Below are 23311 nucleotides of genomic sequence, written 5' to 3'. Positions count from 1 at the left end.
ATGGCGGGAGGAGGAAACTCCGCCCGCTTTTTTAACAAGAAGGAGGTAAATACTCACATGGCTAAATTAACTGTTGAAGACCTTCCTTTAGAAGGCCAAAAGGTATTGATGCGGGTTGACTTCAACGTTCCGATTAAGGACGGCGTTGTTGGCGACGACAACCGGATCGTGGCAGCACTGCCAACGATTAAGTATGTGATTGATCATGGTGGCCGGGCAATCCTGTTCTCCCACCTGGGTCGGGTAAAGAAGGAAGAAGACAAGCCGGGCCTGTCCATGCGTCCAGTCGCTGAACGGCTTTCTAACTTGCTGAACAAGCCGGTTACCTTTGTTCCCGTAACTGAAGGCAAGCAATTGGAAGACGCCATTGACAACATGAAGAACGGTGATGTTTTGCTCGTTCAAAACACCCGTTACGAAGATGTTAAGGATGGCGAATACGTCAAGCGCGAATCCGGCAACGATCCTGAATTGGGCAAGTACTGGGCTTCACTGGGAGACGTCTTCGTTAACGACGCCTTCGGTACTGCCCACCGGAAGCACGCTTCCAACGTTGGAATCGCTACTAACAAGCCAGGCAAGGCTGCTGCCGGTTACCTGATGGAAAAGGAAATCAAGTTCTTGGGTGACGCCGTGGACAACCCAGAACGGCCATTTGTTGCCATCTTAGGTGGTGCTAAGGTTTCCGACAAGATCGGCGTGATCGACAACCTGCTCGACAAGGCCGACAAGATCATCATCGGTGGTGGGATGGCTTACACCTTCTACGCTGCCAAAGGGATCAAGGTTGGTAACTCCCTAGTTGAAAAGGACAAGATCGACGTCGCTAAGCAAATCCTGGACAAGGCCGGTGACAAGCTGGTTCTGCCAATTGACAACGTTGTCGCTGACAAGTTCAATAACGATGCTGACACTAAGGTCGTTGAAGGCGACATTGACGACGGCTGGATGGCCCTCGACATTGGTCCAAAGTCCGTGGAAGAATTCGAAAACGTTCTGAAGGATGCTAAGACCGTTGTTTGGAACGGCCCAATGGGTGTCTTTGAAATGCCAAACTTCGCCAAGGGAACGCTGGAAATCGGTAAGTTCCTTGGGACTTTGACTGACGCTACGACCATTGTCGGTGGTGGGGACTCTACTGCTGCTGTTAAGGAATTGGGCGTCGCTGACAAGCTGACCCACATTTCCACTGGTGGTGGTGCTTCACTGACCTACCTTGAAGGGAAGACTCTGCCAGGAATTGCTGCAATTTCTGAAAAGTAATAATAATTTAGTTACGAAGAGGACGGTAACCGTAGATGCGGTTTCCGCCCTTTTTAGGAGGAATCAAGATGCGTATTCCGATTATTGCTGGCAACTGGAAGATGCACAAGACGGTAGCGGAAGCGGTGGCTTTTGTTAACCAGGTCAAGGATCAGCTACCACCGGCTGACCAGCTGCAAACAGCACTGGCGGCGCCCACCCTTTCCCTGGTTCCAATGGTTCAGGCAGCCGCCGGGTCCCCGCTGAAAGTAATGGCGGAAAACTGCTATTACCAAGACGAGGGGGCTTATACTGGCGAGACGAGTCCCTATGCTCTCTACCAGGCGGGAATTCACCACGTGATTTTAGGCCACTCGGAGCGGCGGAACTACTTCCACGAAGACGACGAATTGATTAATAAAAAGGTAAAGGCGGCCCTCCGCAATGGCCTGTGTCCAATCGTCTGCTGTGATGATACGATGGCTCGGCGAATTGCGGCTGATGATAAAATTCACTGGGCGGTCAACCGGATTTTAGCTGACCTGAAGGGGCTGAGCGAGGCGGATATCTGTAATGTCACCGTAGCTTACGAGCCTTCCTGGGCGATTGGCAGTGGTCAAAGCGCGGATTCCGATCAAGCCGAGGAGGGGTGCTACCTAATTCGTCAGACTATCAATGATATGTACGGGGAGGACGTTGCTAATAATGTTCGGATCCTCTATGGCGGCAGTGTGACGCCGGCCAACGCCAGGGCAATGATGGCAAAAAGCGATATTGATGGCGTTCTGGTAGGCACTGACAGCCTCGATCCCCGGACTTTTTTAGAAATAGTTAACCATTAAATGCTTGTTTTTAGTTGTGCAAAATAATACAATATTACTTGTAGTAGCGCGATTGCTATCGAATTTAAGACAGAGGAGAGATTCATCAAAATGTCACTTATTACAGATATTTATGCACGTGAAGTTCTTGATTCACGTGGTAACCCAACTGTTGAAGCGGAAGTTTACACTGAAGCTGGCGGTGTTGGCCGTGGAATCGTTCCATCAGGTGCTTCAACTGGTGAACACGAAGCCGTTGAATTGCGTGACGGCGACAAGGACCGTTTTGGCGGCAAGGGTGTTTTAAAGGCCGTTGCCAACGTTAACAACGTGATTGCCAAGGAAATCGTGGGGATGGAAGTTACTGACCAAATCGCCATCGACAAGGCAATGATCAAGCTAGACGGTACTCCTAACAAGGGTAAGCTTGGTGCCAACGCTATCTTAGCTGTTTCACTGGCTGCTGCCCGGGCTGCTGCTGATGAATTACAAGTACCTCTTTACAACTACCTTGGCGGTTTCAATGCTCACGTATTGCCAACGCCAATGATGAACGTTATCAACGGTGGTGCCCACTCTGATAACAAGGTTGACTTCCAAGAATTCATGATTATGCCAGTTGGTGCGCCAACTGTTCGTGAAGCTATTCGTTGGGGTTCAGAAACTTTCCACGCCTTGAAGAAGGAATTGGAAGCTGCCGGCAAGGTAACCTCTGTTGGTGACGAAGGTGGATTTGCTCCTGACTTTGCAAACAACGCAGAACCATTCGAATACCTGATCAAGGCCATCAAGGATGCCGGTTACAAGCCAGGCAAGGACATTGCCATTGCCTTTGACGTAGCTGCTTCCGAACTGTGGGACGACGACGCTAAGAAGTACAAGCTCCGTTGGTCCACTGGTGAAGAATACACCACTGAAGAATGGATTAAGTACCTTTCTGACATCATTGAAAAGTACCCAATCGTTTCTGTCGAAGACCCAATTGACGAAAACAACTGGGATGACTGGGTAACCCTGACCAACGAACTTGGTAAGAAGGTTCAACTGGTTGGTGACGACTTCTTCGTTACTAACACTGACTACCTGAAGAAGGGAATCAAGATGGGGGCTGCTAACTCCATCCTGATCAAGCTTAACCAAATCGGTACTTTGACTGAAACTGTTGAAGCCATCGAAATGGCTAAGGAAGCAGGTTACACTGCCATCGTTTCCCACCGTTCTGGTGAAACTGAAGACACGACCATCGCTGACCTGGTTGTTGCTACGAACGCCGGACAAATCAAGACTGGTTCCATGAGCCGGACTGACCGTCTTGCTAAGTACAACCAACTGATGCGGATCGAAGACAACCTTGGCGACGTTGCCCAATACAAAGGTATTCACTCATTCTACAACCTGAGTGAACAAGCTCGTCAAGATATCGAAAATCGTTAATTCTCAGCCAGAATTAATGAGCAAGGGCGCTAGGCAACCGACCATTACTCGGACCTAGCGCCTTTTTGCTATCAAGGGTTGAAAACGCTTTGTTTTCTGGCAAGAGGAGCTATATAATATTAGCGAAACCGCCATTAAGCAGGGCGGAACGAGGAGGAAGAGTGATGGCAAAAGAGATTAGAGGGATCGCCGCGAGTGAAGGGATTGGCATTGCCCCGGCTTACCGACTGGTGGAGCCAGACCTGCATTACGAGAAGCGGCGGATTGCAAACCCGATGGTCGAGTACAAACGTTTCATGCAGGCCGTCGACGCGTCAAGCGCTGACTTGCAGCTGTTAAAAGACCGGGCAGCCGGTCGGTTGACGCCGGACGACTTAGCGATTTTTGACGCCCACATTGCCATCCTTTCTGATCCGGAGCTGTTAAAGCAGGTTAAGCAGCAGATCGACCAGCAAATCTGTGCTGAGGAGGCAGTTGATACCGTAACGACCCACTTTGCCCGCACCCTAGCCCAACTATCCGACCCCTACATTCAGGAACGGGCGGGGGATGTCCGGGACGTTGCCAAGCGCCTGCTCAGCCACCTCCTGGGAAAGCACCTGCCGGATATTGGGGCCATTAACCAGCCAGTCATTATCGTGGCGCACGAAGTTACCCCCTCTGACACCTCACAGATGGATACCCGGTTTATAAAGGGCATCGTGACCGACCTGGGAGGCCGGACTAGCCATGCCGCAATTATGGCCCGCACACTGGGAATTCCAGCGGTGGTCGGAACTGACCACATTACGCGGGCTACGAAGGATGTGCAGCAGCTCGTTGTCGATGGCCTGCAGGGAACGGTGGTGGTAGGACCATCCCCGGACCAGGTCGACCACTTTACTGTCAGGGCGCAGCAACTGGCGCGGGAACAAAAAGAATGGCGCCAGCGGGTCAACGCGCCGTCAATTTCCAAGGACGGGCAACAGTTTGAAATTTCCGCCAATATTGGCAACCCGAATGACGTCGCCGCGGCAGTTCAACAGGGGGCTGATGGCGTGGGACTCTTTCGGTCCGAATTTCTCTACATGGGCAGTGACCATATGCCGACGGAGGATGAGCAGTATCAGGCTTACCGTCAGGCCCTAATTGGGATGCAGGGGAAGCCGGTGGTCGTCCGGACGCTGGACATCGGTGGAGACAAGCCCTTGCCTTACCTGCCGCTTCCCCGTGAAATGAACCCTTTCCTGGGCTACCGGGCAATCCGGATCAGTCTCAAGCATCCGGCCATCTTTAAGGCCCAACTGCGGGCGCTGATTCGGGCGTCGGCCCATGGTCCGTTGTCAATTATGTTTCCGATGATTGGAACCATCGCTGAGCTGCGGGCGGCGAAGAAAATTTTTAACGAGTGCAAGCGTGAGTTACAAAAGGATCAGCCCGGCCTGGGAAACAGTATCAAGCTCGGGATGATGATTGAGGTCCCGCTGGCGGCGATTAATGCCGAGCAGTTTGCGAAGGAAGTCGACTTCTTTAGCATCGGGACCAACGACCTGATCCAGTACAACTTCGCGGCCGACCGGGGCAATGATGAGGTGGCGTACCTCTACCAGCCGCTAAATCCTGCCTTCCTTGGCTTGCTCAAACAAGTCATCGACGCCGGACACCGTCATGATACCAAGGTTGCCATGTGTGGCGAGATGGCGGGAGATAGTATCGCCTTGCCACTGCTGATGGGGATGGGGCTCGACGAGTATTCAATGTCTTCATCATCGATCCTGCGGACCCGGACCTTAATGAGCAAACTTGATACGAACGAGTGCGCCCGGCTAGCAGATGAGGCCATCAACCAGTGTGTGACCGCCGGGGAAGTCCGGGCCCTGGTTAAGGACCGCCTGGGCGAAATCAACTAGCAGCAACTGGTGCTTATTAACCGGTGGAGAACGAAAGAAAACATCGTTCTCCACCGGTTTTACTTTAAATCATTAAGTTTATCCCGGTAATTCGGCGAAAGAATTAAAAAAAGATTAGAAATCCGTGGAAATCAAAGAAAATTTATAATATACTTTGAAACTGATAAATGAAAAGAGAAGGGAATCTGATTGGATATGAAGAAATCTGCACCAGAATTACGGCGGTCAATGACTGCGGGCCAAATGGAAATGATTTCACTTGGTGGCGCCATCGGGGTCGGCCTTTTCATGGGGGCTACCTCGACGATTAAGTGGACGGGGCCGTCGGTTTTACTTGCCTATGCCTTTGTGGGCCTGATTTTATACATTGTGATGCGGGCACTGGGGGAGATGATCTACGTCAACCCAGGGACTGGCTCCTTTGCGGATTACGCGACCGAGTATGTCCACCCGCTGGCTGGTTACCTCGCCAAGTGGGCTAACGTGTTTGAGTACATTGTTGTCGGGATGTCTGAAGTGGTGGCGGCAACCGAGTACCTCAAGTACTGGTGGCCGCATATGCATACCTGGCTAGCCGGAATTATTATCATTATCTTCTTGGTTCTTGCCAACCTCGCCAGTGCAAAGGCCTACGGGTCGCTTGAATTCTGGTTCGCGATGATTAAGGTCATCACGATTATCTTTATGATTTTACTGGGCTTTATGGTAATCTTCTTTGGCTTCGGCAACGGTGGTCACCCGACTGGTTTTAGCAACCTGTGGTCCCACGGTGGTTTCTTCACCGGTGGGGTGTCCGGCTTCTTCTTCTCCATGTCAATCATTGTCGGTTCCTATGAGGGAATCGAACTCCTGGGGATTTCTGCCGGGGAGGTTGCCGACCCGCAAAAGGCCATTGTCAAGTCGGTTAAGTCAGTGCTTTTCCGGATTTTGATTTTCTACATTGGCGCAATCTTCGTGATTGTCACGATTTACCCTTGGAACCAGCTGAGCAGCGTTGGCTCACCATTCGTTTCTACCTTTGCCAAGGTTGGGATCACTGCTGCAGCGTCCATTATTAATTTCGTGGTCCTGACGGCTGCCCTGTCCGGTGCTAACTCGGGAATTTACAGTTCCAGCCGGATGCTCTTTAAGCTGGCCCATGAGGGGGACGCGCCAAGTATCTTTGGCCGCCTTTCCAAGCGGGTGGTCCCCCATGCGGCAATCCTGGGGATTTCAGGCGGGATCTTGATTGGTTTCATCATCGACATCATTGCCTCGATTTACAGCAAGTCCACGGCGAACATGTTCGTGGTCGTCTTTAGCTCGTCCGTTTTGCCGGGGATGATTCCGTGGTTCGTCATCCTACTGGCCGAATTGCGTTTCCGGCACAACAACCTTGACTTGATGGCACAGCACCCGTTCAAGCTGCCCCTGTACCCGTTCTCCAACTATTTCGCGTTTGTAATGTTAATCGTGATTGTAATCTTTATGTTCATCAACCCTGATACCCGGGTTTCCGTGATTGTCGGTGCGCTGGTTCTGATTTTCGCGGTGGTCGTTTACCTGCTTCGGCACGGTTTCGACCGGCAACGGGGCTAGGCGATAACTGAATAATGTCTAACCGGCTAAGGAAGTTCTAGTGTTCCTTAGCCGGTTTCGTAGTACAATGGGGTAGTTTAAGTTTAGTTGAAAGGAATTATCTACATGCAGAAGGGTGAGTTTATCCGTCAACATAACCAGCTAGTCCAGGTCGGACGGGCAATTTTGATCGGCCTGTTGACCGGCCTGGTCGTCAGTTTGTTCCGCCTGGCGATTCAGAAACTATTAAACCTTGTAACAACCTGTTTTCAGTACTTTCACCAGCACCCAGCCGGCTTGATTTTCTGGGCGCTTGGTTCAATTATCCTTGCTCTGCTGTTGGGCTGGTTGACCCAGCGGCACCCTAACATTAAGGGGTCAGGGATTCCCCAGGTTGAGGGGCAGCTCACCAGCCAGTTTGAGGAAGAATGGTGGGCGGTTCTTTGGCGAAAATTCTTTGGTGGAATCCTGGCGATTGGTTCGGGGCTCTACCTGGGTCGCGAAGGACCGTCGATTCAACTCGGGGCCACGATCGGTCAAGGGGTTGAGGAAAGCCTGCACGCGGGCAAACTGAACCGCCAGGTGGGCATTGCCAGCGGAGCGGCTGCCGGGCTCTCCGCCGCCTTTAACGCACCGATTGCAGCCACGATTTTTATCCTAGAGGAGGTCTACCATAACTTTTCGCCGGTCATCTGGCTGGCGACTTTCGTCAGTGCCCTGTGTTCCAACATGGTTTCCCTGACGATTTTCGGTCTCCACCCGGTTCTGGACGTGCCCTACCGGTATATGCTACCGACCCGCTACTACTGGCACTTAGTGGTGCTGGGGCTGGTCCTGGGCTTACTGGGCCGCCTCTACCAGCTGGTGATCCTCCGGCTTGATTCGTGGACGGCGAAGCTCACTTGGCTGCCCCCGTTTGCCTATCCCGTTGTTCCTTTCCTGCTGGTAATCCCGATTGCCTGGTACCTGCCGGTCACGTTAGGTGGCGGGAACCGGCTCATTGGTGAGCTGACCAGTTTGCCCTTCTCGCTCAGCCTCTTTGCGGGCCTCTTCCTCCTCCGCTTTGTCTTTTCAATGGTTAGTTATAGCTCACAGCTGCCCGGGGGAATTTTTCTGCCGATTCTGACCCTCGGAGCCGTCCTGGGGGCGGTATACTGCGCGTTGATGGTGCGTTGCGGCCTTTTGCCCGCCCAGTACCTGCCAAACTTTATTATCTATGCTATGGCCGGCTATTTTGCCTGCATCAGCAAGGCCCCCTTTACCGCCATCCTTTTGATTACCGAAATGGTCGGGTCGCTTGCCCATTTGATGCCCCTGGCAATTGTCGCGATGGTGGCTTACTTGGTAGTGGATAGTCTCCATGGGGAACCAGTCTATACCGCGATGTTCAACAACTTTATTGGTAAACACCATGATAACCACCCCCAGGAAGTCGAAATGTCGGTGACGATTTACGCTGGGGCACGTCTGGACGGCAAGCGGATCATGGACTATGACTGGCCCGCCAATAGTATTGTCACGAGTGTTTACCGGGGCGAGCAACGGATTATTCCAAACGGACAGACCAAACTGGCAGCCGGGGACACTCTGATTATTCAAGTCTGTCAGAGCAGGACAGGCAAGGTCCTCGGCCAGATTTCCCGGGCAGCCCATTATGCGGATGTATAGAAATTACTGCTTTAGTATGATATGATATTCAAGATATAGTGGGTATAAATTAGGAGGAAATTTCCTTGTATAATACTTTAATGACAATTTTTCTAATCGTATGTGTGATTCTGATTGCGTGTGTAATGATGCAACCAGCCAAAAACGATAACGATGCGATGTCAGCCTTGACCGGTGGCGCGGGCGACCTCTTTTCCCGGCGGAAGGCCCGGGGATTTGAGGCGGTCATGCAGATTGTAACGACTATCTGTGGGGCGTTATTCTTCATTCTGGCATTGGCGCTGGTTTACGTGTCATCACATTAACTTGATTATGCCCCCTGCTAGCTATGCTTCAGGGGGCTTTTTGTTGGGAGTGGGGTAAAGATGAAGACCTATACTGGCGAAACCTGCTTTTTCCCCCATAGCGGCAAACGGGGAGTGATCCTCCTGCACGCCTATACTGGGAACAGCAATGATGTCCGGATGCTGGCCCGCCACTTGAATTGGGCGGGGTATACCGTTTGTGCACCCCTCTTTACGGGCCATGGCGGCGATCCTCGGAAAATTTTGCAAACCGGCAACCCCGATGAGTGGTGGGATGATACCCGGATGGCAATCTTTCGGCTTAAAGATTACGGCCTGACCCAGATTGCCATTTTTGGCCTATCACTCGGCGGACTTTTCGCAACCAAGGCCCTGGAAGAGGATCCTAGTTTAGCTGGTGGCGGTGTTTTTGCGTCACCGATTACCAGCTGGGGTGCGACTAACGTTCCGGAATATTTTCCCCGTCTGGCTGCCAAGTATTACCGGCAGCATGGCCTGGAGCCGGACTTGATCCAGGAACGCTTAAACTGGTTAGGCGCACGGCTTCCCCAGCAGCTGGGAGCAATTCAGCAGTTGACCAAGGAGCTGGATCAGCGGCTCGGCCAGATCAAGCGGCCGTTTTTCATCGCCCAGGGCGGGGCCGATGAGATGATTGACCCGCGTTCGGGAACTACCCTGCGGGATAAGCTGCAAGCTCAGGGGACCCCAGTTGATTACCACTATTACCCAACGGCGACCCACCTGTTGACGGTCAATTCTGCCCACCGTCAACTGTTTAGCGACGTGGAACACTTTTTAAATAACTTATTTGAGGTACAAAATGACAAGTAATAGTTTAAACTTAAAAGATGAAATTAGCGCCTTCTTAACGAAGAATGCCGGGATTAGCTATTCGGCGGAGCGGATTGCCCATGCACTGAATATGGACAACGCCGACCAATTTACCCCGATCATCCAGACCCTGGCGCAGCTCGAACGGGAAAAGAAGGTTCGGGTGACCGACAAGGGCGAGTTCGAAGCGGTCATTAAGCAGGAACCAATTACTGGGACTTTCCATGGCAACGATAAGGGCTTTGGCTTCGTAGAATACGATCCGGACTTGCCGGATATGTATGTTAATCCAGACCACACCCTGCACGCCCTCAACGGCGACACGGTGGCGGTCAAGGTCCTGCGGCCGGGAGATCCAGCCGCGGGGCAGGGGCCAGAAGCTCAGGTTACCAAGATTATCGACCACAATTATGAACGGGTCGTGGGGGAATTTAAGCAGGAAACGGTCGGCAACTACATCGGCGAAATCCTGCTCAAGGACAAAAAGTTATCCCAGTACCGGTTCTTCGTTACTGATAAGGGTCTGAAGCCCCTTGATGGCGAAGTGGTAACGGCGACCGTAACAACCTATCCGAGTGACGAATCACCGCAGGCAATGACTGGAGCGGTAACTGAGGTGATTGGGAACAAGGACGAACCGGGCATTGACATCCTGTCGGTGATCTACGCCCATGACGTGCCGCACGAGTTCCCTAAGGAGGCAATGGATCAGGCTAACAAGATTCCGTTGCATGTTCTGCCAGAAGAAAAGAAGGGCCGCAAGGATATTACCAACCAGCCGCTGGTGACAATTGACGCCATCGAGTCAAAGGACCTTGATGACGCCGTGGTGGCCTGGAAGATGGACAACGGCCATTACCACTTAGGAGTCCACATCGCCGACGTCAGTCACTATGTCCAACCGGGGACGCCGCTGGACAAGGAAGCTTTTAAGCGGGGGACTTCCGTTTACCTGACTGACCGGGTGGTTCCAATGCTGCCAAAACGGCTTTCTAACGGGATTTGTTCACTGAACCCGGGTGAAGAGCGGCTGGCAATGAGCTGCGAGATGGAAATTGATGAGCAGGGCCGGGTCGTTAAGCACCGGATTTTCCCGAGTGTGATGAAGTCTCACGCCCGGATGACCTACAAGGCGGTCAACCGGATCCTGGAGGCTCATGACCAAAAGACAATCGACCAGTATAAGGACCTTGTGCCGATGTTTGAAACGATGGGTGAACTCCACAAGATTTTGCTCAAGAGCCGGAAGCGGCGGGGAGCAATTGACTTTGAAGCTCCTGAAGCGAAGATCATCGTTGATGACAAGGGGCACCCGATTGACATCCAGCTCCGTGACCGGGGCCTGGCGGAACGGATGATTGAATCCTTCATGCTGGCGGCCAACGAAACGGTGGCGGAACACTACTTCAACGAACACGTGCCGTTCCTCTACCGGATCCACGAAACGCCGGATAAGGACCGGGTGAAGGCCTTTGTTGACTTCCTGAACGTCTTTGGCATTGATGTCCACGGCGACATCAACAACGTCAAGCCGAAGATGCTGCAAAAGGTTCTCAAGGACGTCGCTGGGAAGCCTGAGGAACAGATGGTGCAGGTGATGATGCTGCGGAGTATGCAGCAGGCTAAGTACTCTGACGAGGAGTTAGGGCACTTTGGACTGGGGGCAAAGTACTACACCCACTTTACTTCACCGATTCGGCGGTACCCTGACGACACGGTGCACCGCCTGATTAAGTGGTACGACCAGCATGGCAAGGGTGAACGCGCTAAGGCGGCCTGGCGAGACCAGCTGCCAGAAATTGCCGAACACACCTCGGTGACTGAGCGGCGCGGTATTGATACCGAACGGGATGTTGATAGCATGAAGAAGGCCGAATACATGGAGGACCATGTTGGCGAAACCTTTGACGCGGTGGTCAGCTCGGTCATGAAGTTCGGTCTCTTCGTGGAATTGGAGAACACCGTCGAAGGGTTAATCCACATCAGCGTGATGAACGATGACTACTACGAATATTCCGAAAAGCACCTGGCCCTGATTGGTCGCAAGGCCCACCGGATCTTCCAAATTGGGCAGCCAGTCAAGGTGCGCTTGAAGCGGGTTGATAAAGACCTGCGGGAAGTCGACTTTGAACTCGTCAATCCGCAGGACGCGCCGACGACCAAGATTCGGGTACCGCATGAACATGACAACCGTCGTCGTGGCGGCGGCCGGCGTGGGAACCACGGTCACGTTAAGCGCCACGATCGTCGGCAGCATAACGGCAACGTTAATAACCGTCAGATCAACCGTGGGCAGACGCGCCACCACAACAATTCCCGTGACCACCATTCACAGGGTCGGCGCCACTAATAACTAATGGAGGGATAAAATGGCCAAAAAATCCCCACAAAAGAATAACGATAGCTTAATTGCCCAAAATAAAAAGGCCCGCCACGACTACTTCGTGACGGACACCTACGAGGCAGGACTGGTCTTAACCGGAACTGAGATTAAGTCGGTCCGCGCCCACCGGGTCAACCTCAAGGATGGCTTTGCCCAGATTAAAAACGGCGAGGCCTGGCTGATGAATGTTCACATCAGCGAGTATGATAACGGCAACATCTTTAACCAGGATCCCCTGCGTAACCGGAAATTGCTGCTCCATAAAAAGGAACTCCACCGGTTGACCGGGGTCTTACAGGATAAGGGGGTCACCCTGATTCCACTGAAGATGTATATTAAGCACGGCTATGCCAAAGTCCTGCTGGGAGTTGCCAAGGGGAAACACCAGTATGACAAGCGGGAAGCGATCAAGCGCCGTGAGCAGAACCGTGAAATTGAACGGGTAATGAAGCATTATTAGCAGGAAAACGGCAGCGTTGTGTCACGAAGCGGGCATGGCGCTGCCGTTTTGACTGGGACAGGCTGGCCAATCACTTGTTAGGATAGTATAATTGGAACATTAAAATTGAAGGAGTAAGTTAAGCAATGAAAAAGGGACTTGACGCACCGCTGGTACCAATTATTTTCACGGCCTGTGGGCTGGTGGGGATGATTCCAGCCTGGAACTCGCACCAACTGTATAATTTTCTTTTCCCGGTGTTGATGCTGGTCCTCGCGGCTATCTTTGTCCACACCAGTTACTGGGGGAAGTACGCCATTATCCGGCAAACGGTCGCGGCATTAAAAATCCCCCAAAATAGTCAGGTGCTCGACCTGGGGACCGGGCACGGGGCGGTTTATTAGCGGTGGCGGGCAAACTTCAGCGCCCTGGCAAAGTGGTGGGGATCGACCTGTGGAAGTCTGCTGACCAGTCGAGTAACTCCCTTACCGCGACACAGCAAAATATTGAAGCGGCTGGGGTCAGTAATGTTGCCGAAATCAAAACTGCTGATATGACCAAACTGCCCTTTGACGATGAAAGTTTTGATTATGTTTTTGCTAGTTTAGCGATCCATAACGTCAAACCCCGGGCGCAGCGCGAGCTAGCTCTCCGTGAAGCATTGCGGGTCCTCAAGCCGGCTGGCTACTTGGTTATTATTGATTTGGAACATGTCGGCGAATTTAAGCGCTATTTAAACGAGCAAAATTGCCGGCAGGTCAGTGTTAAGCGGGCCGGGTTTAATGGCCTGTGGGGCTGGCTGCCGACCCGGATCCTGGTTGCTGAGAAGTAGGCGGAGATACGGGAGCAGGACGGTTGTGGAGAAGCGTGAATATAATAAAAAAACTCAGAGAATGAGACAAACACCGCCAACCGGCTGACCAGCTGGTTGGCGGTGTTCGTCTTTCTGCGTTGTTGAATTTTTATTTTAAAATAACTAAGAGGCTGAGATTTCTCCCAGCCTAGTCTTAACTTTACTGTTTGATTTTAAAGTTCATTCCCAGATCGCCTTCAAGTGACCGGTTGGTAAAACTGACGCGCTGCCGGTTGACCTGTCCACCGCGGGCCCAGTGGTCCAGCACACTGGCAATTAAAATTGCTAGGGGTTCATCTGCTTCGCGTTCCACCTGGAGCTCATGGTAGTAGGTGCCGGTGAGCTGGACAGGTTTGATAGCAAAAACGAGCCGGCCGCCGCCAAAGACCCGGTAGCGGTTGCCCAGCGGCGAGCCAACGATAATCCAGTTTAGGCCCCGAATGTAAATCACCTGGCGGACAAAGCCAAAGGATTTCCCAACGATGCCGACCCGCTGGCGGTGCTGATAAAGGGCAAACTTTGGCAGTAAGCCGAGCGAAAGCTGCTTGACTTCAGCGAGGAGGGCCCCATTGATCGCATAGAGGGAGAGAACATCATGGTGTAACCCCCACTTGCCAGCGAGAAGGTACCGGGACTGCCCCTGCTGGTCCCGAATGATCGTTGTTCCATGAAGGTCCGTCGAATGATCCCGAAGATACAACTGCCGCACGAAGTCACCACCATCCTTGATTAATTATTAAACCTATTCTACCAGCTTGGTCAGCAAATGACTAATCTGGACCCTTGCAAAAGCGTTTTCAGTTCCTCTGTTACCAGTAAATCAGATATGATAAAATAAAAAGCGAGGTGCAAAATAGTCATGAAACAATTAATCCACAATGACTGGTGGGATGTTTTGAAGCCCCAGTTTGAAAGCCAGTCCTATTCACAGCTGCATGATTTCTTGAAAACGGAGTACACGCACCGGACGATTTACCCGGAGATGCACCATATCTTTGAGGCGTTCGAGTGGACTCCCTTTCACAATGTCAAGGTCGTGATTTTGGGACAGGATCCCTACCACGGTCCCCATCAGGCCCATGGTTGCAGTTTCTCTGTCTTACCGGGGGTAGCGGTTCCGCCCTCGTTGCAAAACATTTATAAGGAACTGCAGAGCGACGTTGGCTTTCAGCCGGTGAACCATGGTTACCTCAAGCACTGGGCTGACCAGGGCGTGCTATTGCTCAACTCCGTCTTAACGGTTCGGGCGGGGCAGGCATACTCTCACCGGGGACACGGCTGGGAGCAGCTGACGGACGCGGCAATTTACGCCCTGTCCGAACGGCCCCAGCCGGTTGTCTTCATCCTGTGGGGCCGGGCCGCACGGGACAAGAAGAAGCTGATTAATACGAACACCAACATTATTCTGGAGTCGCCCCACCCGAGCCCGCTGTCGGCTAACCGCGGATTCTTTGGGTCACGACCGTTTTCCAAGACCAATGAAGCACTTCAGGCGATGGGAGAAAAGCCGATTGATTGGCAACTGCCGGCAAACCCGGAAGTTGATGAAGGCCCAGCGGATCAGCTGCCGAAAAATGCTTAGAATCAATTGAGGAGGTACTTGCATAATGGAATTATTTGAAGAGATTGCTGCCAAGGTAAAGGGACAAAACAAGACGATCGTTTTCCCGGAGGGGGAAGACAAACGGGTCCTTGGTGCTGCTGTTCGTCTGCAACAAGATGGTCTGCTCAAGCCAATTTTACTCGGCAAGCGGAGTGAAATTGAAGCAACTGCCAAGGAAAATGGTTGGGATATTTCTGCCCTGACGATTTTAGACCCTGCTGAGTACCCGGCAGCGGACAAGCAAGCAATGTTTGATGCTTTGTTGGAACGGCGCAAGGGCAAGAACACTCCTGAGCAGGTAGAAGAAATGCTCAAGGACGTTAGCTACTTTGGAACCATGCTGGTTTACATGGGCAAGGCCGACGGGATGGTTTCCGGGGCGGTCCACTCCACTGGTTCGACCGTTCGTCCAGCTCTGCAAATTGTAAAGACGAAGCCCGGTTCTCACCGGATTAGCGGGGCTTTCCTGATGCTCAAGGGCGGCCAACGGTACATCTTTGCAGACTGTGCGATCAACATTGAATTAGATGCGCCAACGATGGCTGAAGTGGCCGTCCAGAGTGCCGAAACGGCTAAGCTCTTTGGGATTGACCCTAAGGTGGCTCTTCTGAGCTTCTCTACCAAGGGTTCGGCCAAGGGCGACATGGTTACCAAGGTTGCCGAAGCCACGGAGAAGGTTCATGAACTGGCACCAGACCTTGCTGCCGACGGTGAATTGCAATTCGACGCGGCCTTTGTTCCAGAGGTCGGTGAATTAAAGGCACCTGATTCCAAGGTTGCCGGTCACGCCAACGTCTTTATCTTCCCAAGCCTGGAAGCTGGGAACATTGGCTACAAGATTGCCCAGCGTTTCGGTGGCTTTACCGCGGTGGGTCCAATCCTGCAAGGACTGAACGCCCCAATTGCCGATTTGTCGCGGGGCTGCAACGAGGATGACGTTTACAAGGTTGCCCTGATTACGGCGGCTCGGGCATAAATAATAATTAAGTTACGCACTAAAAAATCCGGAACTGGTGAAGGCCAATTCCGGATTTTTTGTGTTCCCATTGCCGATAAGCTACAATAGGGACAAGCAATAACTTTACTGAGGTGAGTACAATGCAGACAGTTGAAATGGACAGCCGGGAGGCCACGATTACGCTGGGCAAAGCGATTGGCGCACGGCTGGCCGCTGGTGATGTCCTGGTGCTCGATGGTGACCTGGGCGCTGGCAAGACCACTTTTACCAAGGGCCTGGCCCAGGGATTGGCGATTCCGGATATCATCAAGAGCCCGACTTTTACGATCATCCACGAATACCACGATGGGCGCCTGCCCCTTTACCACATGGATGCCTACCGCCTGGAAAACGGTGGTGGCGAAGACCTGGGTTTGGAAGAATACTTTGACAGCGATGGGGTCAGTGTTGTTGAATGGGCTGAATTTGTTGAGAATGAATTGCCAGACGACTTTTTAGCGATTCATTTTAAGCGGACGGCTGACGAAAATAAGCGGGTCCTGGAATTTGAACCCCATGGGGCCCACTTCCAAAAGCTGCTAGCCGATGTGGTGGCTTAAATGGCTGATGAAGTGCACATCAAACTGGCGACGGCCGACGATGCGGCAAAGGTTCTCGACTTCCTCCGCCAAGCAGCTACGGAGAGCGATGCCGTATTAATTCCGCACCTGGCCGATGTAACGGCAGAGCAGGAACGCCGCAATATTGAAATGATTAACAGTTTTGACGACTGTGTGATCATGCTGGCAATGTTAGGAAACCAGCCAATTGGGATTGTGACGGTCATGGTCTTGGAAAAGCAGCCGAATGCAGGCGAACTCGGCGTAGTGGTTGCTAAACCATACTGGCGCAATGGTATTGGCCAACTATTAGTGGGGGAGGCCGAATACTGGTTCCAGAATTACAGCAGCCTCCAGCGGCTGGTGCTGACAGTATTTGCTGAAAACGTTCCGGCAATCCGCCTCTACCAAAAACTCGGCTTCCGGCAAACCGGGCAACACCGGGACGGCCAGCGGAAAGTCTTAGAAATGGAATACCAAAATTAGGAAAACGAGAGAGTGAGAAAAAACACCCAGGATCGGCTAGCAAGCTGATTTTGGGTGTTTGTCTTTGGACGCGCAGCTAGCCTATTTAGGTTGGTCAAATGCTGATTGATCAGCGTGTGAACTGCCAGCCACTGCGTTGTTGCATTTTTATCTTTAGAACAGGAAAGAGACTGAGTTAATTCTCAGGCCCTCGTGGTAGGTACGAATGGTTTAACAACATCACGTGACCGCCCTGGAGGCTGAGGGGCTAGTGGCGGTTAAACATCTGCTTGATGTTCCGCAAGAGGGAACCCCGTTCCTGCATGTCGTCGACCGGCTGGGTGACTTCAACGCAGCCGATGTACTTGCCCTGGTCGTCGTGCAGGGCGTAGAAGGCGATGCTAATGGGACGCTTGTGGTAGTGGATCAGGACCTTGATGGAATCACGGTCACCACTGTGCATTTCATGCAAAACCTGCTTCACCCGTCCCTGGCTGTGGCCGGGGTGAACCTCCAAGACGTGCTTGCCGAGGTCATCATCGGTTCGTTTGAATAACCGGTGCCGGTTTGCCGATGACCAACGGACAATGTCGTTTTCGTCAATGAAGTCGAATTCGACCGGAATCGTAGTAAAAATGGCGTTGAGCTGGGTAATCGTTAAGGCCCCGCCATGTAATGGAATTTCTGCCATCGTAATCATTCTCCTTTATTATTCTAGCCAACCATCTTGATGAACGGCCGCAGGCGCTGGCTGCCAAAGTGCTGTCCCTGGTACAGCAGGATATTGGCACAGGCCTGCGCGTCATCGAGTGCGTTATGGTGGTGATGCAAGTCAATGTTGAGGGCATCGCAGACTGTGTTGAGCTTATAGTTGCTCAAACCTGGTAAAAGCCGCCGGCTGCTGACAACTGTGTCCAATGTTTGGTAGGCTGGCGGCTCAATTCCGTAGTGCTCGAGGGTACTCTTGAGGACCCCGTTATCAAAGCGGTTGTTATGGGCAATTACCAGCTTTTCGGGGGTGTAGAAGCCCTTGATGTGTTCCCAAACCTCAGGGAAGGTGGGAGCGTCAGCGACATCGCGTTCGTGGATGCCGTGAATTTGGACGTTACGCCAGAAGAATGGGGTTTGGGGGTTGATGAGGGTGTAGAACTCATCGGCAATTTGATTGTCACGGACAATGGTCAGGGCAAGTGAACAGGCACTGTACCGTTTCGCGCTGGCCGTCTCAAAGTCCATTGCAATAAAATTCATTCAATTCTGCCTCCTTAGTAGACCGTTAATAGCTTAATTGTACAAATGGCCGCCTGCTTTTGCAATTAAATGATACAATATCAGGGTAAGCAAATTTATGAACTAGGATGAGGAATAATAATGGCTAATATGATGACAGAGTTCCCGGAGATTGAAATCAAGCAGGACGAACCGTTAATGCACTACACGTATACCCACACTGGTGGTCCGGCTGATTGGCTGGCCTTCCCTAAAAATGTGGAAGAGGTCCAGACACTGGTGGCTTACGCTAATGACCACCAGCTGCCGCTGACCGTGCTTGGCAACGCCAGTAATTTAATTGTTCGTGATGGCGGAATCGAGGGCCTGACACTGATTTTGACGCGGATGAATAAGATCAGTGTGACGGGCAACCGGGTCACTGCCGAGGCCGGCGCCGCCTACATCGAGACCACAATTGCGGCCCGGGACCACAGCCTGACTGGGCTAGAATTTGCGGCAGGGATTCCTGGCAGCATCGGTGGAGCCATCTTTATGAATGCTGGGGCCTACGGTGGTGAAACCAAGGAAGTTGTAGAGAGTGCCACCGTGCTGCTGCCCGACGGCACGATTAAACGGCTGACTAATGAAGAATTAGACTTTGGCTACCGGCACAGCAGTGTGCAGGATAACCATGGGGTCGTGCTCGACGCCACCTTTAGTCTCCAACCCGGTGACCACGATGAAATCGCCGCAAAGATGGATGAATTGAACGCCCGGCGCGCTGCTAAACAGCCCCTGGACCTGCCATCCTGCGGGAGTGTTTTCAAACGGCCCACGGGCTACTTTGCCGGTAAGCTGATTCACGACGCGGGCCTGCAAGGGTATACGGCAGGTGGTGCTCAGGTATCGACCAAGCACGCTGGCTTTATTGTTAATATTGACCACGGAACTGCGAGTGATTACGTGGCGGTGATCCACCACGTCCAGCAAACGGTCAAGGAAAAATTCGGCGTGAGCCTGCAGACTGAAGTCCGGATTATTGGCCGCAATTAGATAACAATCAAGTGCGCTGGCTAACCGTTATGGCAACCGGTCGCTAGCAAAAATGACCCCCAGGACCTGGCTTTTGCCCGGTTCTGGGGGTCATTTAGCTTAAAATATGTCGGGGGTTAGATCATTTTGCTGGCCTGCTGGGTAAGTTTGAGGAGCCAGTAGACAATCAGCTGCATTCCCGTCAGGATTAAAATAAATTCCACCGTCGGCCAGGACCAGATCCCCCAGAGTTGCTTGAAAAACCAGGAGGGGGTAAACAGAAGGTAGATGGAGTGGAGCCGCAAAAAGCGGCCGATGTAAATGCCTGTGCTGGCGGTCAGCATGAAGAGGACGAGCCAGCAGTATTGGAGACGGGGATGGTGCGGGCTGGTCAATTGGGTGAGCTGGCGGGTGGTATGGTCGAGGCTGATGGTGCCGAGAATCAGACAGGAAAGCGCGCAGACCAGCATCATGGCAAAAATCAGCCACATGACCGGGTCGGTTTTGAGAATCCCGGTGACGTTAGTGTGGGGATGGAGCCAGGAGAGGTGGAAAAGATCCGTCGAAACATAGGGTGCGTTAGGATAAAAGAGGAGCCAGATGACTAAAAGCACCCAGAAGGCCAACGCGCGGCAGTCATTGAACCGGCGCAGCAGCATCCCGATTTCAATTGGCAGGTAGCCCAGAAAGGTGTTGAAAGCCATGAAATCATAGGGTGGTTTGACGAAGACTGCTAATAAGATAATCAAGGACCAGAAATAAAGCCGGATAAGCCAGCAGAAAGTGGACTGTTTCATAAGGATGCTCCCTTTGCTAAGTTGATACTTCCAGGATAACAGATTTTTATCCCTTAAAATGATATAATATGAACGTGAATTTAGAGGATGGTGAAGATGCTATGCAGTTTATTGTTTCACTTCTGACGTGGCAAAACTTAATTCGCCTGATTGATATCCTCGTAATCTGGTTTTTGATTTATGAATTGCTGATCTTAATTCGGGGGACCCGGGCGGTCCAGCTCTTCCGCGGGATTCTGATAATTATCCTGGTAAAGGTAGTCAGCTGGTATGTCGGGCTGAGTACCGTTTCCTGGCTGATGGATCAGGTCATTAACTGGGGGGTAATTGCGATTGTGATTATCTTCCAGCCAGAAATTCGGCGGGGACTTGAGCACTTAGGACGCGGGTCGTTCTTTACCGCTCACCAGACGACTAACGAAACGGAAGAAGAGTTGATCAAGCAGCTGGACCAGGCAATCCAGTATATGTCAAAGCGGCGGATTGGAGCGCTGATCAGTATCCAGATGAATACCGGTCTGGAAGAATATATTGAAACCGGGATTCCGCTGGACGCCGATATTTCTGGGGCCTTGCTGATCAACACCTTTATCCCTAATACACCGCTGCACGACGGGGCGGTCATCATCAAGGATAACCGGATTGCCGTCGCGGCCGCCTACCTTCCCCTCTCGGACAGCAAGCTGATTCCCAAGGAACTGGGAACCCGGCACCGGGCCGCGGTCGGAATCAGCGAGGTGACGGACGCCCTCACGATTGTAATTTCTGAGGAAACGGGTGAAATTTCCATCACCAAGGATAATGAATTGATTCGCAATATGTCGCAGAGTGACTACCTGAAGTTCCTGCGGGCCCAGCTCTACAAGCACGAGCCCCAGCACAGGGATAATTTGCTGACTAAGCTCTATGCTAAGTTTGGACGTCGGGGAGGTGGCCGTCATGAACAGAAATAATGATGGAATCTTTAGCCGACGGTGGGTGCTGCGTTTGCTCTCGCTGATTCTGGCGATTTTCCTGTTTATTTACGTGAACGGGAGCAAAAACGGTTTCCTCCGGCAAAACACCCGGGATAGCAATGAAAACAGTGCCTTGATGTCCGACCGGACAGCTAGCATTCGAATGCCGCTCAACATTACGGTTGATAACGACCGCTACGTTGTGACCGGCTACCCCCAGTACGTGAAGGTTAAGGTCAGCGGGCCGTCCGCCTTAGTCACGACGACGAGCAATACCCAGAATTTTCGGGTGTATGCTGACTTGAATGACCTTGCACCAGGAGAGCACCGGGTGGCGGTGAAGACCAGCGGCCTTAATTCAGACTTGCACGCGGTGACCGAGCCACGGTATATTAAGGTTAATATCCAGCCCCGCAAGACAATCAATATGCGAGTGGACGTCCGGTTGAGCAACCACGACCTCGAAAATGGCTATACGGTTGGCCGCCCACGGATTGATACTGACGTGGTCCAGGTAACTGGCTCGCGGGAAGAGGTCAACCGGGTCAGCCGGGTAATTGCTTTCGTGGCAGTTCCAAATGACGCTAAGGGAACCTTCCAACGGCAGGTGACCCTGCAGGCGGTTGATAAGAACGGCCAGACGCTGAACGTGGTCATCATGCCGAAGGTAACTGGCGTCACGATTCCGGTTAGCCGGGGCAATGATTCAGCATCGAGCAGCGATAGCACAAGCGACTCCCGGTCGAGCAATTCAGCTTCGACTAGCCGGGGGAATAATCAGACTGCTGACAGCGATGCCGACAGCAGTTCGTATTCAACAAACGATTAAAGGAGAAAAATGATGAAACTTAAATATTTTGGTACAGATGGTGTTCGTGGGGTGGCAAATAAAGACTTGAGCCCCGAACTGGCCTTTCGGGTTGGCCGGGCGGGAGGTTACGTCTTGACCCGTCATTCAGACCGGAAGCAGCCCCAAGTCCTAGTGGCACGGGACACCCGGATTTCTGGTCAAATGCTGGAAAATGCCCTGGTCGCCGGCCTGCTATCCGTTGGAATTGAAGTCCTCCGGCTCGGTGTGGTCACGACTCCGGGAGTAGCATACCTGGTCCGGGCTCAGGACGCGGACGCGGGAGTCATGATCACCGCTAGCCACAACCCGATTAAGTACAACGGGATTAAGTATTTTGGTGGGGACGGCTTTAAGCTGTCTGATGAACTGGAATACGAGATTGAACAGCTGCTTGACGCCCCGGAAGACACCCTGCCACGGCCGTCTGATGAAGGCTTGGGGATGGTGGCCGACTACCATGAGGGGGCATTGAAGTACACTTCCTTCCTGGAACAGACCGTTTCGACCGATTTGAGCGGCCTCAAAGTGGTCGTGGACGCTGCTAACGGGGCCACGAGCGGGTTTGTGCCGAACCTCTTTGCGGACATGAACGTTGACTTCGTTCCCATCAATGCCCAGCCGGATGGCCTGAACACCAACCTGCACTGCGGGTCGACCCATCCTGAGGGCCTGCAAGAATCTGTGGTGGAAAACCAGGCGGACCTCGGAATTGCCTTTGATGGTGATGGGGACCGTTGCATCGCCGTTGATGCTGCTGGTAACATCGTTGATGGCGACAAAATTATGTACATTTGTGGGAAATACATGGATAGCAAAGGGCTGTTGAAGAAGGATACGGTCGTAACTACCGTAATGAGCAATCTGGGAATGTACAAGGCGTTGGAAGCGCACGGGATGAAGAGCGTTAAGACTAAGGTTGGCGACCGCTACGTCGTTGAAGAAATGTTAAAGAGCGGCTACAACCTCGGTGGCGAGCAGTCGGGCCACATTATCTTCCTTGATCACAACACAACTGGTGATGGGATGCTGACCGCCCTTCAGCTCCTCTCGGTAGTGAAGGAAAGCGGGAAGACCCTGGCTGAATTGGCGAGTGACGTTACCACTTATCCACAGGAACTGTTGAACATCAAGGTGGCCGACAAGGGCGCTGCCATGCAAAATGACAAGCTGCGGGCAGTCATTGATGAAGTTGAGACGGCGATGGCTGGCAACGGGCGGGTCCTGGTCCGGCCAAGCGGAACTGAGCCGCTGCTGCGGATTATGGCGGAAGCGCCGACTAAAGAACTGGTTCACCAGTACGTGGAAAAGATCGGCGACGTTGCCCGAGCAGAACTGGAAGTTGAATAATAGTTAAAACTAGCAAGAGACTGGTAAGAAATTTCTTCCAGCCTCTTTGCTATTTTAAAGCTCATTGTGT

General features: G+C 52.4%; 24 protein-coding genes. 20 read left to right on the top strand and 4 right to left on the bottom strand.

From position 1 onward, the window contains the following. The first annotated feature begins 57 nt into the window (after positions 1–57). From N4599_RS03975 to N4599_RS03920, 12 genes are all read left to right on the top strand, one after another. Positions 58–1263 carry a phosphoglycerate kinase gene (locus N4599_RS03975; RefSeq protein ID WP_003714131.1) on the top strand — a complete coding sequence of 402 codons (1206 nt, stop codon included), beginning with the start codon at positions 58–60 and terminating at the stop codon, positions 1261–1263. A gap of 68 nt (positions 1264–1331) precedes the next feature. Then, entirely contained in the window at positions 1332–2084 is a 753-nt protein-coding gene (gene tpiA / locus N4599_RS03970) for a triose-phosphate isomerase (RefSeq protein WP_003714126.1), read from the top strand. 90 nt (positions 2085–2174) lie between these two features. Further along, positions 2175–3497, top strand: coding sequence for a phosphopyruvate hydratase (gene eno / locus N4599_RS03965; protein ID WP_003714071.1), 1323 nt, complete (start codon positions 2175–2177; stop codon positions 3495–3497). A gap of 164 nt (positions 3498–3661) precedes the next feature. Then, the gene (ptsP, locus tag N4599_RS03960; RefSeq protein WP_260902135.1) at positions 3662–5386 is read left to right on the top strand and encodes a phosphoenolpyruvate--protein phosphotransferase; all 1725 of its coding nucleotides are present in this window, start codon (positions 3662–3664) and stop codon (positions 5384–5386) included. A gap of 195 nt (positions 5387–5581) precedes the next feature. Beyond that, on the top strand, positions 5582–6964 hold the full coding sequence (locus N4599_RS03955) for an amino acid permease (RefSeq protein WP_191363257.1): 1383 nt from the start codon (positions 5582–5584) through the stop codon (positions 6962–6964). 105 nt (positions 6965–7069) lie between these two features. Further along, positions 7070–8611, top strand: a complete 1542-nt coding sequence (locus N4599_RS03950; protein WP_191363236.1) for a ClC family H(+)/Cl(-) exchange transporter — start codon at positions 7070–7072, stop codon at positions 8609–8611. Positions 8612–8676: 65 nt separating this feature from the next. Continuing rightward, complete coding sequence (gene secG, locus N4599_RS03945; RefSeq protein WP_003714054.1) at positions 8677–8916, top strand: preprotein translocase subunit SecG; 240 nt, start codon at positions 8677–8679, stop codon at positions 8914–8916. A gap of 60 nt (positions 8917–8976) precedes the next feature. Then, positions 8977–9747 (top strand): alpha/beta hydrolase, encoded by a 771-nt coding sequence (locus N4599_RS03940; RefSeq protein ID WP_062814082.1) that lies wholly within the window; start codon positions 8977–8979, stop codon positions 9745–9747. After that, positions 9737–12097 carry a ribonuclease R gene (gene rnr / locus N4599_RS03935; protein WP_260902130.1) on the top strand — a complete coding sequence of 787 codons (2361 nt, stop codon included), beginning with the start codon at positions 9737–9739 and terminating at the stop codon, positions 12095–12097. The genes N4599_RS03940 and rnr overlap by 11 nt, the downstream gene beginning before the upstream one ends. A 19-nt stretch (positions 12098–12116) precedes the next feature. Continuing rightward, positions 12117–12590 carry an SsrA-binding protein SmpB gene (smpB, locus tag N4599_RS03930; protein WP_260902128.1) on the top strand — a complete coding sequence of 158 codons (474 nt, stop codon included), beginning with the start codon at positions 12117–12119 and terminating at the stop codon, positions 12588–12590. A gap of 125 nt (positions 12591–12715) precedes the next feature. Continuing rightward, positions 12716–12973, top strand: a complete 258-nt coding sequence (locus N4599_RS03925; protein WP_260902126.1) for a hypothetical protein — start codon at positions 12716–12718, stop codon at positions 12971–12973. A 2-nt stretch (positions 12974–12975) separates the two neighbouring features. Continuing rightward, the gene (locus tag N4599_RS03920) at positions 12976–13401 is read left to right on the top strand and encodes a class I SAM-dependent methyltransferase (RefSeq protein ID WP_260902124.1); all 426 of its coding nucleotides are present in this window, start codon (positions 12976–12978) and stop codon (positions 13399–13401) included. A 181-nt stretch (positions 13402–13582) separates the two neighbouring features. Here N4599_RS03920 and N4599_RS03915 read toward each other — a convergent pair whose 3' ends face one another. After that, complete coding sequence (locus N4599_RS03915) at positions 13583–14131, bottom strand: LURP-one-related/scramblase family protein (RefSeq protein WP_260902122.1); 549 nt, start codon at positions 14129–14131, stop codon at positions 13583–13585. Between the two features lie 150 nt (positions 14132–14281). On the opposite strand from N4599_RS03915, the gene N4599_RS03910 reads away from it, so the two are divergent. The 4 genes from N4599_RS03910 (at position 14282) to N4599_RS03895 (ending at position 17068) form a co-directional block, all read left to right on the top strand. Then, the gene (locus tag N4599_RS03910; protein WP_191363240.1) at positions 14282–15004 is read left to right on the top strand and encodes a uracil-DNA glycosylase; all 723 of its coding nucleotides are present in this window, start codon (positions 14282–14284) and stop codon (positions 15002–15004) included. 25 nt (positions 15005–15029) lie between these two features. Further along, on the top strand, positions 15030–16001 hold the full coding sequence (gene pta / locus N4599_RS03905) for a phosphate acetyltransferase (RefSeq protein ID WP_191363241.1): 972 nt from the start codon (positions 15030–15032) through the stop codon (positions 15999–16001). Between the two features lie 122 nt (positions 16002–16123). Then, positions 16124–16582: a tRNA (adenosine(37)-N6)-threonylcarbamoyltransferase complex ATPase subunit type 1 TsaE gene (gene tsaE / locus N4599_RS03900; protein ID WP_260902118.1), complete on the top strand. Its 459-nt coding sequence runs from the start codon at positions 16124–16126 to the stop codon at positions 16580–16582. Further along, positions 16583–17068, top strand: coding sequence for a GNAT family N-acetyltransferase (locus tag N4599_RS03895; protein ID WP_003714136.1), 486 nt, complete (start codon positions 16583–16585; stop codon positions 17066–17068). A gap of 247 nt (positions 17069–17315) precedes the next feature. Here the strand turns inward: N4599_RS03895 and N4599_RS03890 are convergent, their stop codons facing one another. Then, positions 17316–17738 carry a PAS domain-containing protein gene (locus N4599_RS03890; RefSeq protein ID WP_191363243.1) on the bottom strand — a complete coding sequence of 141 codons (423 nt, stop codon included), beginning with the start codon at positions 17736–17738 and terminating at the stop codon, positions 17316–17318. A gap of 23 nt (positions 17739–17761) precedes the next feature. Further along, positions 17762–18298 carry a 3'-5' exonuclease gene (locus tag N4599_RS03885; RefSeq protein ID WP_003714093.1) on the bottom strand — a complete coding sequence of 179 codons (537 nt, stop codon included), beginning with the start codon at positions 18296–18298 and terminating at the stop codon, positions 17762–17764. Between the two features lie 120 nt (positions 18299–18418). Here N4599_RS03885 and murB point away from each other — a divergent pair, with 120 nt between their 5' ends. Further along, positions 18419–19312, top strand: a complete 894-nt coding sequence (murB, locus tag N4599_RS03880; protein ID WP_260902114.1) for a UDP-N-acetylmuramate dehydrogenase — start codon at positions 18419–18421, stop codon at positions 19310–19312. Between the two features lie 116 nt (positions 19313–19428). Here murB and N4599_RS03875 read toward each other — a convergent pair whose 3' ends face one another. Next, positions 19429–20088 carry a DUF1361 domain-containing protein gene (locus tag N4599_RS03875; protein ID WP_191363246.1) on the bottom strand — a complete coding sequence of 220 codons (660 nt, stop codon included), beginning with the start codon at positions 20086–20088 and terminating at the stop codon, positions 19429–19431. Between the two features lie 101 nt (positions 20089–20189). On the opposite strand from N4599_RS03875, the gene cdaA reads away from it, so the two are divergent. From cdaA to glmM, 3 genes are read left to right on the top strand one after another with little or no spacing between them, the layout of a single operon-like run. Then, on the top strand, positions 20190–21041 hold the full coding sequence (gene cdaA, locus N4599_RS03870; RefSeq protein WP_191363247.1) for a diadenylate cyclase CdaA: 852 nt from the start codon (positions 20190–20192) through the stop codon (positions 21039–21041). Then, positions 21028–21873, top strand: coding sequence for a CdaR family protein (locus N4599_RS03865; RefSeq protein ID WP_191363248.1), 846 nt, complete (start codon positions 21028–21030; stop codon positions 21871–21873). The genes cdaA and N4599_RS03865 overlap by 14 nt, the downstream gene beginning before the upstream one ends. Positions 21874–21885: 12 nt before the next feature. Then, a complete protein-coding gene (gene glmM / locus N4599_RS03860; protein ID WP_191363249.1) occupies positions 21886–23241 on the top strand; it encodes a phosphoglucosamine mutase in 1356 nt (451 codons plus the stop codon). The last annotated feature ends 70 nt before the right edge of the window (positions 23242–23311 follow it).

The organism is Limosilactobacillus oris (assembly GCF_025311495.1).
Lineage (GTDB): Bacteria > Bacillota > Bacilli > Lactobacillales > Lactobacillaceae > Limosilactobacillus > Limosilactobacillus oris_A.
The sequence above is the reverse complement of the archived record's forward strand: the minus strand, read 5'-3'. Positions and strand labels throughout refer to the sequence as shown.